This is a genomic window from Thermoanaerobacter thermocopriae JCM 7501 (genome assembly GCF_001310975.1).
Taxonomy (GTDB): Bacteria; Bacillota; Thermoanaerobacteria; order Thermoanaerobacterales; family Thermoanaerobacteraceae; genus Thermoanaerobacter; species Thermoanaerobacter thermocopriae.
Map to the genome: position 1 here is coordinate 47,980 of NZ_BAZY01000001.1, position 14,226 is coordinate 62,205.

10 protein-coding genes and 5 pseudogenes are annotated in these 14,226 nt (G+C 34.4%); all 15 read left to right on the forward strand.

Annotated elements, in window-relative coordinates; all coding sequences use genetic code 11:
- The first annotated feature begins 97 nt into the window (after positions 1-97).
- Positions 98-376: a hypothetical protein gene (locus JCM7501_RS00185; protein ID WP_012995768.1), complete on the forward strand. Its 279-nt coding sequence runs from the start codon at positions 98-100 to the stop codon at positions 374-376.
- Positions 373-933 (forward strand): CRISPR-associated protein Cas4, encoded by a 561-nt coding sequence (gene cas4, locus JCM7501_RS00190; RefSeq protein ID WP_012995767.1) that lies wholly within the window; start codon positions 373-375, stop codon positions 931-933. Before JCM7501_RS00185 ends, cas4 begins: the two co-directional genes overlap by 4 nt.
- A gap of 71 nt (positions 934-1,004) precedes the next feature.
- Positions 1,005-1,886, forward strand: coding sequence for a delta-lactam-biosynthetic de-N-acetylase (pdaA, locus tag JCM7501_RS00195; protein WP_028991357.1), 882 nt, complete (start codon positions 1,005-1,007; stop codon positions 1,884-1,886).
- A 296-nt stretch (positions 1,887-2,182) separates the two neighbouring features.
- Complete coding sequence (locus JCM7501_RS00200) at positions 2,183-2,752, forward strand: glycerol-3-phosphate responsive antiterminator (RefSeq protein WP_012995765.1); 570 nt, start codon at positions 2,183-2,185, stop codon at positions 2,750-2,752.
- Between the two features lie 82 nt (positions 2,753-2,834).
- Positions 2,835-3,563 carry an MIP/aquaporin family protein gene (locus JCM7501_RS00205; protein ID WP_028991358.1) on the forward strand — a complete coding sequence of 243 codons (729 nt, stop codon included), beginning with the start codon at positions 2,835-2,837 and terminating at the stop codon, positions 3,561-3,563.
- Positions 3,564-3,634: 71 nt separating this feature from the next.
- Entirely contained in the window at positions 3,635-5,128 is a 1,494-nt protein-coding gene (gene glpK, locus JCM7501_RS00210; protein WP_028991359.1) for a glycerol kinase GlpK, read from the forward strand.
- Between the two features lie 167 nt (positions 5,129-5,295).
- Positions 5,296-6,798: an NAD(P)/FAD-dependent oxidoreductase gene (locus JCM7501_RS00215; protein ID WP_028991360.1), complete on the forward strand. Its 1,503-nt coding sequence runs from the start codon at positions 5,296-5,298 to the stop codon at positions 6,796-6,798.
- Positions 6,791-8,049: pseudogene (locus tag JCM7501_RS00220) on the forward strand (NAD(P)/FAD-dependent oxidoreductase). The gene JCM7501_RS00215 and the pseudogene JCM7501_RS00220 overlap by 8 nt, the downstream one beginning before the upstream one ends.
- 1 nt (position 8,050) lies before the next feature.
- A pseudogene (locus JCM7501_RS00225) lies at positions 8,051-8,415 on the forward strand (DUF1667 domain-containing protein).
- A gap of 19 nt (positions 8,416-8,434) precedes the next feature.
- Positions 8,435-10,067, forward strand: a pseudogene (locus JCM7501_RS15555) (sigma 54-interacting transcriptional regulator).
- 394 nt (positions 10,068-10,461) lie between these two features.
- Positions 10,462-11,458, forward strand: a pseudogene (gene dhaK, locus JCM7501_RS00240) (dihydroxyacetone kinase subunit DhaK).
- Between the two features lie 18 nt (positions 11,459-11,476).
- Positions 11,477-12,114: pseudogene (gene dhaL, locus JCM7501_RS00245) on the forward strand (dihydroxyacetone kinase subunit DhaL).
- Positions 12,115-12,128: 14 nt separating this feature from the next.
- A complete protein-coding gene (dhaM, locus tag JCM7501_RS00250) occupies positions 12,129-12,521 on the forward strand; it encodes a dihydroxyacetone kinase phosphoryl donor subunit DhaM (RefSeq protein ID WP_028991364.1) in 393 nt (130 codons plus the stop codon).
- Positions 12,522-12,748: 227 nt separating this feature from the next.
- Positions 12,749-13,486: a hypothetical protein gene (locus JCM7501_RS13430; protein WP_256200945.1), complete on the forward strand. Its 738-nt coding sequence runs from the start codon at positions 12,749-12,751 to the stop codon at positions 13,484-13,486.
- A complete protein-coding gene (locus JCM7501_RS13435; protein ID WP_256200946.1) occupies positions 13,483-14,214 on the forward strand; it encodes a hypothetical protein in 732 nt (243 codons plus the stop codon). The genes JCM7501_RS13430 and JCM7501_RS13435 overlap by 4 nt, the downstream gene beginning before the upstream one ends.
- The last annotated feature ends 12 nt before the right edge of the window (positions 14,215-14,226 follow it).

Here is a 14,226-nt window from a genome sequence, read left to right on the forward strand (position 1 = left end):
AGTTTGCGAGATGACTACAGTTTGAAGCGGGTTTTACCCCCGTTTTTTTATATGGTATAATAAGGGCATGAAAAATTTCTCTTGAAGGTGTTTTATTATGAAAAAAGAGGGTAAATATATTTCCGCTACAGAGATAAATCAATTTCTTTATTGCCCCTATCAGTGGTATTATATAAAAATATATGGAATGGAATATATCAATGGTTTGAGAGAACAAAAAGAGCAAGACTTGCAATTTAGTAACTTTAAGAAAGGGATAGAATATCATGAAAAATATTACAAGGATATTGTAAAATTGCGATATAAAAAATATGCGATTATTTTTGGAATTATAGCTATTTTATTAATAATTGCAATTATGAGGGTTTTAAAATGATTCTCAATATAATTTTTTTATTTTTTACTATATATTTGCTTATTCAGTCAATTATTGAACAAAGGCCTTTTTATAAAAAAATGAAAAGAAGCATAGGATTTCGAGGAGGCAAAATAATATACATAGATAAGCCGCAAGAAGTGAAGGAAAAAGGAGTAATATATGGAAAATTATTAAAATCAGATAAATATGGCTTATCGGGAAAACCAGATTATATTTACCAATTAGGAGAAGAATTGATACCAATAGAATTAAAAAGCAGTCAAGCAGAGGATTCACCTTATTATAAAGATGTTATGCAGCTAGTTGCGTATTTTTTGATAATAGAAGATGTATACCAAAAAAGAGTAAAAAGAGGGCGAGTAGTTTATAAAAATTCAATGTTTGAAGTATATAATAGGCGATCGCTAAGAAAAGAGCTTTTTAATATATTAAAACAAATGAAAAAAATGCAAGAAGGTAATTATTTACCTGAAGTAAATCCTTCGTATGCTTTATGTAGATTCTGCCCTTGCAAAGAAACTGTTTGCGAAATATACAAAAATACTTCCAAATAAATACAGAATATTGCGTTTATATAGAGAAAAAATAAAAAAGAAATATAGAAAAATTGAAGCGAGGTATGGCTATGGTAAGAAAATTATTCTTTATCTTAATAGGAATTTTTCTGTGCTTTTCGATTGTCTCTTGTGGAATAGCTAAAAAAGGCATTACAAAAGCAGAAAGAAATGAAGCTTTACAAAAGCCTTTAGAGAAACCTAAAGAAAAAGTATCTAATACAGTTAACAAGACGGTTTATACTAACACAGAAAATTTGGACAACACTTTATATGGTTGGGGAGTAAGAGTGTTGCCAAATCACCAAACTCCAGAAATAACTCCTAAGGCGATGGAGCTTATAAAAAAATACGACGCTATTTTTGTAGGTGACACGACAAAAAAGGTAGTTTATTTGACTTTTGATGAAGGATATGAGGCTGGTTATACTCCTAAGATACTAGATATACTCAAAGAAAACAATGTAAAAGCAGCCTTTTTTGTAACTGGACCTTATGTAAAGGAACATGCTGATTTGGTTAAAAGAATGGTGGAGGAAGGACATATAGTTGGCAATCACACTGTCAATCATCCAAGTTTGCCTACTTTGTCTGATGAAAAAGTAAAAGAGGAAATAACTAAATTGGGGGATATGTTTAAAGAGCTAACAGGGAAAAAGATGAAATATTTTAGACCTCCCAAAGGAGAATATAGTGAAAGGACTCTTTATCTTACTAAGTCTTTAGGATACAGGACTGTTTTTTGGAGCCTTGCTATGGCTGATTGGCAGCCACTTCCTGGAGGTCCAGAAGAAAGCTATAATACTGTTATAAGAAGACTTCATCCAGGGGCGGTAATACTTCTTCATGCAGTTTCAAAGGACAATGTTATTGCTCTTGATAGAATAATTAAGAGCGTTAAAGCTGAAGGATACGAATTCAAGACTTTAGACGATATACCATCAAAGATGTAAAATAAGTTTTTGCGATATAGCTTTTTCTATATGGCAAAAATAAAATTTATACTTTTTCTCAGTAAGTTTAGAAATATTCATAGTATACCAACTTGGAAATTTCGACTACAGAGGTTTTTGTAGCAACAAAAAATCAAGATATAAAGAGAATGTTAATTAAATAACATTTTGGTACTAATTATCATATTTAAAATTGGCCTTTGATATTTAGTACCAAATAGTTATTTTTTTTATTTATTTTACTGAAAAGGTTTTTGGCATATTACTTGCAAGAGAAAGAGGTGGGGGTTATAAAAATGGAAGAAAAAATTCTTGATGCAATAAAAGACTTTCCAATAATAGCTGCGGTGCGAGATGTAAAGGATTTAAATACAGCTCTTTCTTCAAATGCACAAGTCATATTTTTACTTACAGGCGATATAATGAATATTTCTGAAATAGTTCAAGAGGTTAAAAAATACGGAAAAATTGTTTTTGTACATTTTGATTTGATAGAGGGGTTAGGGAAAGATAACAAAGCACTAGAATATTTAGCTGAGAAGGTGAAGCCCCATGGTATAATTTCTACCCGCAATAATATCTTAACCCATACTAAACAATTCGGTTTCTTTAGCATCCAGAGGCTTTTCCTTTTGGATTCCCAGGCATTAAAAACAGGGCTTACTACAGCAAAACAAATAGAACCAGATTCAATCGAGATACTTCCTGGTATAATGCCCTCAGTAATAAAAGAAATTTCATTAGAAGTGCGAAAACCTCTCATTGCGGGAGGTTTAGTCAGGACAAAAGAGGAAGTTATAAATGCACTTAAATCTGGCGCTATTGCTGTATCAACAAGTGAAAAAAGTCTGTGGTTTATAGAATGAAAGGAGGGATAGTTTTAAACATATTACATAATTATTTTAAAAGTTAAACGATTTGAAATTTGGAATTATGGAGGGATATTTTATGAGTGACCTTGCAAAATATGTTGCTGAATTTTTTGGCACTATGATACTTATTTGGTTAGGTGATGGCGTGGTTGCAAACGTTGTCTTAAATAAATCTAAAGGGCAAAATAGCGGCTGGATTGTAATCACTGCAGGGTGGGGATTTGCAGTAATGGTGGGAGCATATACAGTTGGATGGATAAGTGGTGCTCATTTAAATCCAGCTGTGACTCTTGGTTTAGCAACGATAGGGAACTTTCCATGGAGTTTAGTGCCAGGCTACATTATAGCACAAGTTTTGGGAGCTTTTGTGGGGGCCATAATTGTTTATTTGATGTACATGGATCATTTTGCAGCAACTGAAGATCCTGATAGCAAATTGGGAGTTTTCTCAACAATTCCAGCTATAAGAAATTTAAGCAAGAATTTTATGACAGAGGTATTTGGTACTGCCATGCTTTTAATAGGAATACTTGGCATTACTAATAGCAATAACTCTGTGGGAGGAATGGGAGCACTTTTGGTAGGACTTCTCGTATGGGCAATAGGTTTAAGCTTAGGTGGACCTACAGGTTATGCAATTAATCCGGCAAGAGACTTCGGCCCGAGACTAGCTCATGCTGTTCTTCCTATTCCAGGTAAAGGGGATTCTGATTGGGGATACGGCTTAATAGTTCCAATATTTGGGCCGATAGTCGGAGGAATACTTGGAGCCATAGTTTACCAACTTATTGTGAATATACATTAGTGAAAGAGCTTAAATCGCGAGAGTTTTTCTCTCGCCGACAAATATAACAAAAATTATGAGGGGGAAAAGAGATGGCAAAGTACATTATGGCTTTTGACCAGGGGACAACAAGTTCCCGTGCGATAATTTTTGACCATAGTGGGAAAATTGTGGCTTCACAAAATCAAGAATTTAAGCAAATTTATCCTAAGGCAGGTTGGGTAGAACATGATCCAATGGAGATATGGGGTACACAAATAGGTGTTGCAAAAGGTGTTATAGAAAAAGCGGGTATTAATCCGGAGGATATTGCAGCTATTGGCATTACAAATCAGAGAGAGACAACTGTTGTGTGGGATAAAAATACAGGAAAACCTATTTACAATGCAATAGTATGGCAATGCAGGAGGACTGCTCCTATATGCGATGAACTAAAAAATAAAGGTTTTGACAAGAAAATTAGAGAAAAAACCGGACTTGTAGTAGATGCATATTTTTCTGGTACTAAAATAAAATGGATTTTGGATAATGTTGAAGGAGCAAGAGAAAAAGCAGAAAAAGGAGAATTGCTTTTTGGAAATATTGATACATGGCTTATTTGGAATTTGACAAGAGGTAAGGTACACGTAACCGACTATTCCAATGCTTCAAGGACGATGATCTTTAACATACATGAGCTTAAATGGGATAAAGAGATATTGGCTGAACTTAACATACCAGAGCAAATGCTTCCGGAAGTTAAGCCTTCCAGTTATGTATATGGCTATACTGATAAAAGTATATTTGGAGTAGAGATACCTATTGCCGGAAATGCGGGAGACCAGCAGGCAGCTTTGTTTGGTCAAGCTTGTTTTAAACCTGGGATGGCAAAAAACACCTATGGAACAGGCTGCTTTATGCTTATGAATACAGGGGAAAAGGCCGTGCCTTCAAATACTGGACTTCTCTCTACAATTGCTTGGGGAATTGATGGAAAAGTAGAATATGCCTTAGAGGGTAGTATATTTATAGCAGGTGCTGCGATACAGTGGTTGAGAGACGAACTTAGAATAATTGACAATTCACCGCAAAGTGAAGAATATGCGATGAAAGTTGAAGACACAAACGGTGTATATGTTGTTCCTGCTTTTGTAGGACTTGGAGCACCTTATTGGGATATGTATGCAAGGGGTACGATTGTAGGACTTACAAGGGGAGCAAAAAGGGAACATATAATAAGGGCAACACTGGAATCCATTGCTTATCAGACAAGAGATGTATTAGAGGCTATGCAAGAGGATTCAGGAATCAAATTACAAGCTTTAAAAGTTGACGGTGGAGCAAGTGCTAATAACTTCTTGATGCAATTCCAATCTGACATTTTAGGTGTTCCGGTTGACAGGCCTCAAGTAATTGAAACTACTGCTTTAGGTGCTTCTTATCTTGCAGGATTGGCAGTAGGATTCTGGAACAGCAGAGAAGAAATAGAAAAGAATTGGAATGTTGATAAGCATTTTGAACCTGCTATGGATAATGAAAAGAGAGAAAAATTGTATAAAGGTTGGAAAAAGGCTGTAGAAAGGGCTATGAAATGGGCTGAAGAATAAAATAAAAAATTGATAAAAAGTAGCAGGAATTTTAAAACATTTGTAGAATATATCTTATTAAAGGGAGAAAAAATAAATAATAAGTATGGTGGAGATTTGGAGAACCATATATAGCCGATAGGATCGGTTATATATGGTTTTTTATCTTTTAAGGAGGTTTTATGACTATGAAAGAAATGTACGATGTTTTGATAATAGGTGCTGGAGTGGTTGGCTGTTCAATTGCGAGAGAACTTTCAAAATACAAATTAAAAATATTAGTTGTAGAAAAAGGTGAAGATGTGGCTTCAGAAGGGGCTTCTAAAGCTAATAGCGCAATACTACATGCGGGTTATGACCCTGTACCTGGTACTTTAAAAGCTAAGCTAAATGTCAGAGGAAATGAAATGTACGATGAGTTGTGCAAAGATTTGGATGTTCCAATAAAGAGAACAGGTTCTTTAGTTGTGGCTTTTTCTGAAGAAGAGGTAAAAGAGCTCTATGAATTGTTTAATAGAGGAATAAAAAATGGAGTTAAGGAATTGTCTATAATTACTAAAGATATGGTCAAAGAGATAGAACCTTATATAAACGATACAGTCATTGCTGCTTTGTATGCCAAAACAGCAGGAATAATATGTCCTTATGGATATACTATTGCAGTGGCAGAAAATGCTGCACAAAATGGAGCAGAATTTGTTTTTAATTCAGAAGTAATTGATATCAAAAAAAATGGGGATTTCTTTATAGTAAAAACTCACAAAGAAGAATTTTACAGTAAATATGTTGTCAATGCTGCAGGACTTTATTCAGATGTCATAAATAACATGGTAGGTGCGAAGCCATTTTCTGTGCATCCTAGAAAAGGAGAATATTTGATATTAGATAAAGACCAAGGATATCTTGCAAGGACAGTAATATTCCAGGTTCCAACTAAAATGGGTAAAGGAATATTAGTTTCTCCTACAGTTGATGGGAATCTACTTATTGGACCTACTTCAGAAGACATACAAGATAAAGAATTTAAAGCAACTACAAGAGAAGGGCTCAATAAAGCAATTACAGTTGCAAAAAGAAGTGTGGATAAATTTGATGTCAGAAAGACTATCACTCAGTTTACAGGACTTAGAGCGACTCCTGATACGGAAGACAAAGACTTTATAATTGGAGAATCTGATGTGAAGGGATTTATAAATGCTGCTGGAATAGAATCTCCTGGTTTTACTGCAGCACCTGCTATTGCCGAAATGATAAGGGATATACTTAGAGATACCGGGCTTAAGTTGATTGAGAAAGTAGATTTTAATCCAAAAAGGAAACCAGTTATAAGATTTACTGAACTTTCAGACGAAGAAAGAAACAAGCTTATAAAAGAAAATCCTGCTTATGGAAGAATAATATGCAGATGTGAGACAGTAACAGAAGGAGAGATAATAGATGCGATAAGAAGACCTGTAGGTGCAAAATCTTTAGATGGTGTTAAAAGGCGTGTAAGAGCTGGAATGGGAAGATGCCAGGGAAGTTTTTGCGGTCCGAGAGTTGTTGAAATATTAGCAAGAGAACTTAATATTTCTCCTCTTGAGGTTACAAAGCATGGAAGAAATTCGAATATTTTAGCCGCAGAGACAAAAAAATTTTTGTTAGAAAAAACGGCAGAGGTTTTAAAGAAAGAGGTGTATGAAAATGCTTAATTACGACATAGTCATAATAGGTGGTGGCCCTGCAGGGTTAGGTGCTGCTGTAGAAGCCTATGAAAAGGGTGTAAAAAATATAGTCATAATTGAAAGAGATAAATACCTCGGGGGTATTTTACAACAGTGCATACACAATGGCTTTGGACTTCAAGAATTTAAAGAAGAATTGACAGGACCAGAGTATGCACAAAGATTCATTGATAAAGTGGAAGAATATGGCATAAATGTGATGCTAGAAACTATGGTTTTGGAAATAACTCCTGAGAGAATAGTAAAAGCAGTCAACTCTAGAGATGGTGTGTTTCAAATAAAAGCTGGAGCCATAATTCTTGCTATGGGATGCAGGGAAAGACCGAGAGGTGCTATTATGATACCTGGTACTCGCCCAGCAGGTATTCTTACAGCAGGTACTGCTCAGAGGTATGTAAATATGGAAGGATATCTTCCGGGAAAAGAAATAGTGATATTGGGTTCCGGCGATGTGGGGCTTATTATGGCAAGAAGGTTTACATTAGAAGGAGCAAAAGTCAAAGCAGTTGTAGAACTCATGCCTTACTCTAGTGGACTTACAAGAAACATTGTTCAGTGTTTAGAAGATTTTAATATTCCTCTTCTTTTAAGTCATACTGTCATTGAAATTCATGGTAAAGACAGGGTGGAAGGAGTTACAATTGCCAAAGTTGATGAAAATAGAGAGCCAATTATGGAGACTGCACAGTATATAAGCTGTGATACGTTAATACTTTCTGTTGGCTTGATTCCTGAAAATGAGCTCTCTCAAAAGGCCGGTATAGAGCTAGACCCTATAACAGGAGGACCTATTGTAAATGAAATGTTAGAAACAAGTGTTCCTGGAATTTTTGCTTGTGGCAATGTCCTTCAAGTTCACGACTTAGTTGACAATGTTACTGCAGAAGCGAGATTGGCAGCTAATTCAGCAATACGATTTATTCGAGAAGGTGAATTTGGAAAAGTAGTATCAACGTAAAGGCTGGTAATGGTATACGTTATGTTGTTCCACAAAAGATAAATGTAGATAACATAGAAAAGAGGATAAAATTCAGAATGAGACCTGTTAGCGTTTATACTAATGCTACATTAGCAGTAAAGTCAGGAGACAAATATTTACTAAGACAAAAAAGGCAGCGATTAACCCCTGGTGAAATGATTGATGTAAATTTAAGCAAAGACATACTAAAAAATGCAAATCCTAAAGAAGGCATTGTCTTTTCAGTTGAGGAGGGATAAAATGGGATTAAAAGAAATTACATGTATAGTTTGCCCCTTGGGCTGTAGAATACAAGTTGAAATGGAAGGAGGGAGATAAAAAGCGTAAAAGGATATTCTTGTTCTAGAGGATTAGAATATGCTAAAAATGAAGTTATTATGCCTAAAAGGACTATTACGACAAGTGTGAGAGCGATAGGGGGACATCTTCCACTCTTATCTGTTAGGACAAAAGAGCCTGTTCCAAAAGAAAAGATACCAGAAATAATGCTTGAATTGGCCAAGGTAGAGGTTAAAGCTCCTGTAAAAATAGGAGATGTAGTGGTGAAGAACATTTTGGGTACGGGGGTTGACATAATTGCTACAAGAAACCTTTATGTAAAATAAGTTTTTGTGTGGTGATAAAATGGAGGGAAGAAGGGAAATATTAAGAACTCCTGTGAGTATCCATTCTCAGATTGCTGCCCATATTGTTCAAAAGGTTAGTCACATAAGCAGACAAAACAATGTAAGCATATTTTTAAGGAAGATAAATGATAGTAGATTAATTCCTGCTAACAGTATGCTGTCAATGGTGACTTTTTTTGCTTCTCGCGGTGAAGAAATAGAAGTAGTGGTAGAAGGTGCCAATGTGGAGAATGCTATAAAAGAGTTTAAAGGCTTTTTTACAATGAATTAGGGAAAGAAAAGGAAGAAAAGATACTTATGAACTTTTAAAAAATACCTCAATAGCCTATGAGAAAATATTTAATTCTATTGGTTCAGGACTTATAGTTACTGATGAAAATGGGGCAATAATGATTTTTAACAAAGCAGCTGAAAGTATTACAGGGATTAATATGGACCAAGCTATAGGTAGAAAAATACAAGAAGTGGTACAGGATATAAAAATTGCTGATGTGTTAAAAACTGGCAAAGAAGAGATGAACAAAAAACTAAAAATAGGCACAAATGTGGTGTTAACAAATATAACACCTATTTGTACGGATAAAAAAATAGAAGGTGCCGTTATAATATTTTATGACTTTCCTCAGATAGAATATTTGGAAAATGAGTTAAAAAGAAATAGAAAGCTTGATAAAGCCTTTGACATAATAATAGGTAATAGCGGGAAATTAAAAGATGCTCTCACAATCGCTTCTAAAGCTGCAGAAACTGATTCAACGGTCCTCATAAGAGGAGAAAGCGGAACGGGGAAAGAGCTGGTGGCTAATGCGATACATTATGCCAGTAAAAGGAAGGATAAACCGTTTATAAGGGTAAATTGTGCGGCTATTCCTGTGACCCTATTGGAGAGTGAGCTTTTTGGACATGAAAGGGGAGCTTTTACCGGAGCTGTAACGCAAAAAATAGGAAAATTCGAATTAGCCGATGGGGGAACGATTTTTCTTGATGAAATAGGAGATATTCCCCCTGAGATTCAGATAAAACTTTTAAGAGTGATTCAGGAAAAAGAAATTGAAAGAGTAGGAGGAATAAAAACTCTAAAGGTGGATGTGAGGATAATTGCTGCGACAAATAAAGATTTAGAGAAGGCAATAAAAGAGGGGACTTTTAGAGAAGATTTATACTATAGATTAAACGTTATACCTGTGATTTTGCCTCCATTAAGAGAAAGAAGAGAAGATATTCCTCTTCTTGTGGAACATTTTATAGAAAAGCTTAACAAAAAATTAAATAAAAATGTAAAAAAGGTTACTAGAAAAGCTATGCAAGCATTGATATATTATGATTGGCCTGGGAATATACGAGAATTAGAAAATATAATTGAAAGATGTATAACATTGAGTGATAATGATTACATCGATTATAAGGACTTACCTCATTATATTCGAAATGAAAGTGCTGTTCTCTCAGATGATGATATTATTTATCTTGGAGAAAACAACAAGCTACTTACAATGGAAGAATATGAGCGCAAAATAATAAAAGCTGCGCTACAAAGGTATAAAAGTTTTAATAAAGCAGGAAAAGTTTTAGGACTTACCCATAAAACTATTGCTGCAAAAGCAAGGAAATTTGGACTTGTTGATAGATAATTCCAAAAGGATTAATTGGCTGATACTTTTTACCAAAATAGCCTTTGAAGGCTATTTCAGACTGTAGACAAACTTTCGTAAATAGGATATTTTGCAATCGGTGCGACTTGTGACAAAGCGGCAACAAAACTTAACAAAACCGAGGGTGGAGGCAGGGCCGTAGCCACGGATGGCGGAGGCGGGCACTAAGACAAGGATGTCGAATGTGCGGTACCCTGCCGTAACCCGAAGGTCGAGTTTAGTTTTGTCGCTTTGGAACATCGGAGTGACGATGCAAAATATCCTATTTTAAAAATTTTTTATTTTGTCAACAAGCTATACCTGTTTGCTACATTTATTTGGCATATAAATTGCATTTAAAAATTGGCAAAAGTAAATTGGAAGGAGGTAAATTATGAAAAAGTTGATTAATAATCCTAATGATGTCGTGAAAGAAATGATAGGGGGATTATTGACTGCTCACCCATCTTACCTGAGAAAACTTGACAACATAGATGTAATTGTCAGAAAAGATGCACCTGTAGAAGGAAAAGTTGGACTTGTAAGTGGTGGCGGCAGTGGCCATGAGCTGCTCATGCAGGATATGTGGGCTATGGAATGTTGGATGCGGCTTGCCTGGTGCTGTCTTTACTTCACCTACACCTGACCAAATTTATGAAGCGATTAAGGCAGTGGATGGAGGGAAAGGAGTATTATTGATTATTAAAAACTACACAGGCGACGTAATGAATTTTGAAATGGCTAGAGAAATGGCACAGATGGATGGAATGGAAGTAGATGAAGCGATAGTGAACGATGATGTTGCAGTAGAAAATAGCACTTGGACTCAAGGTAGGCGTGGTATTGCTGGAACTGTATTTGTTCATAAAATTGCTGGAGCAAAGGCACAAGAAGGAGCTAGCTTGCAAGAAGTAAAAAGAGTGGCTGAGAAAGTAATTGCAAATGTAAGGTCAATGGGAATGGCACTAACACCATGTACTGTTCCAGCAGCAGGGAAACCTAGCTTTACTCTTGCAGAAGATGAGATAGAGATTGGTATAGGAATACATGGAGAGCCTGGAACTCACAGAGAGAAAATAAAACCTGCAGATGAAATAGTAGAACATTTAATGGAGAAAATAATAAATGACCTGCCTTATAAAGAAAATGACGAGGTTGCTGTTATGATAAACGGGCTTGGTGCAACTCCTTTAATGGAACTTTATGTTGCGAACAGGAAAGTAGCAGAAATTTTAGAGGATAAAAAGATCAAAGTTTACAAAACATATGTAGGAGAATTTATGACTTCTCTTGAAATGAGTGGATTTTCTATAACAATGTTAAAATTAGATGAAGAACTTAAAACATTGTTAGATGCAAAGGCAGATACACCTGCTTTTAAACAATTATAAATTTTTAGGAGGTAGAGGATGGTTATAACAAAAAATGATGTCTTGAAAATTGTGGACAAAATTGTAGAGGTTATAAAAGAGAATAAAGAGTACCTTACAGAGTTGGATGCTGCTATTGGTGATGCGGACCATGGAATAAATTTAGATAGAGGATTTGATGCCGTAAAGCAAAAATTGACCACATTGCCTGAAACTACTGATATAGGGACAATATTAAGAACTATAGGCATGACTCTTGTATCTACGGTGGGAGGAGCTTCTGGTCCTTTATATGGTACAGCTTTTATGAGAGCTGGCCAAGTAGTTCAGGGTAAAAATGAACTTTCTGAAGAGGATATAGTTAAAATCTTTGAAGCTGCTTTAGATGGCATCAAACAAAGAGGAAAAGCTGAAGCAGGAGACAAGACTATGATAGATTCTATTGAACCTGCATATAAAGCTTTAAAAGAGAGTTTAGAAAATAACATTGCATTGCCTGAAGCATTAAATAGAGCAGCTAATGCTGCTAAAGAGGGAATGGAATACACTAAAAATATTTCTGCAAGAAAAGGAAGGGCAAGTTACCTGGGAGAAAGAAGTATTGGACACTTAGATCCAGGGGCAACATCAGCTATTTGATGATAAAAACTTTTTGTGATGTTGTCAATTTATCATAATGGTGGAGGAAAAAATGGTTGGAATAGTGTTAGTCTCTCACTCAAGAAAAATAGTAGAGGGAGTCTATGAACTGGCAAGCCAAATGACAGGCGGAAAGGTTTCCATAGGGCTAGCTGGCGGGACACAAGATGGCAGATTAGGAACAGATGCTACTAAGATAATGGAAGAAATTAAAAAAGTAGACGAAGGGCAAGGAGTAGTAGTTTTAGTTGATATTGGAAGTGCTGTAATGAGTGCACAAATGGCACTAGAGCTTTTGGGAAAAGAATACGAGGGAAAAGTGAAAATTGCCAATGCTCCTTTAGTGGAAGGAGCAATTGCAGCTAGTGTAGAAGCTTCTATAGGTAGTGATTTTAATAAAGTTCTTTCGGTTGCAGAGGAATCCAAAAAACTTAATAAATTGTAAAATAATTCTAAGTCTGGACAAAGTCCAGACTTTTTTGTAATACATTAAATTTATCAAGATTTAACAAACATCTATTAAAAGAGATTTAATTACACGAAAAATTGATTATGCGGGGAAAAAAGAATATAATGGAGGTAGAAAGACTTAGTGAAAAATAAATAAAAAAAGTATTGTTTGACAAAAAACTTGCGCAAATGTTAAAAGATAATTGACTGAGAGGTGTAACAATGCAACAAGATGAAGTAATGAAATTGCGGGAACAACTCAATAAAACTCCAAAGACACCAAAGGAAATTTCTATGTTGCTAAAAAGAATAATAAAAAAACAGGAGGAAATAGTACAAATAATTAGCATTTTAGAACTTTTTAATGAGACAGTGTACTTATACCATGTACTATTTAGAAAAAAGAGTGGAGCTAATACTTTAGCATATTTGGATAGAGAAACACAAAACATTTTAGAGACTATCAAAAATATAGTAGATAATACACAGTATTTCGGATTTATGGAAGAAAAAATAATAAAAAAGACGGAGAGGGCAGTCAGAAAATATAAGGACTACTTTGAAAATGCTATTGATGTTTTGTATGGATATTATGTAGAGTCGAGATATGTTAACGATGTGATAAATGATAGAGCGAGAGATTTTTTTTCTGAAGAATTGATAGATGAGGGGGAATTTTACGAAGGCGTTATTAATTTCATAAATGAGGTTGAAGAGGAAAAAGAAGAAAGAATAAAAGAAATATTATCTAGCATTCCTTTTGCAATGTCTAAAAAGCGCTTTTATGAATATTTAACAAGGGGACTGGAAAAGGATTATTCAAATTATGAAGCTTTTTTGGAAAGTGTAATAGATATAGAGGAAAATTTTTATGGTAAATTAATAGAAGGCTATGGCGATTTTTTCCTCATATTGCTGAGAAAATTGAATACTTACAATCACTGGATTTTAAACATATGACTCGGGAAGAAGTGGATACCTACTTTAAAAAAAGTATAGAATTAATAGAAAGTATCCAACAATTAAGAGAAGTTTGTTTTTCTGTTTTAAAAATTATAAATAGGCTATTAATAGTATTTGTATCAAAAAATAGCTTTAAAACTTTAATTAGTAAAGAACCTTTCATAGTGGATTATATAGTTTTTTATAACAAGTTAAATAGAAATTCTTTAGAAGAAATAGAAAAAAATATCAAAACTTGCGATAATGTAATTTCTAATTGGTATTTCGAATTGTATAGGTATAATTTATTATTAGGAGAAATTGACTATTCTGATCTGGATATTAGAGAAATTATAGATGAAGTTATATTACAAAAAATTGAAATACTTTCAGAATTTGAAAATTTATTAAATGATACAAGTGAAATTGTACTCGAGGATGGTCAAGTAGAAGAAGAACCTATAGATATGGCTGTAATAAAAGGCGAAATAAAAAAAGTCATTTCTTTAATCGAAGATATTTCAAGAAACATGAAAAATGAGTATAGAAAAGCGAGATTGAGAAGACTTATGGGAATTATTCCTGTACCTCAAAATTTTAAAAAAGAAGTCTTGCATTATATAAAAAATTCTATTGAGCTTGACAATTCGCAGAGTAGAAAATTATCTTTTATGCATACGGTAACGAAAAAAATAGAGCTTTACAAGGATTTAAAAAAAAACAAAAAAACTTTTATGAAGCTATAATAAAAGGTGCAA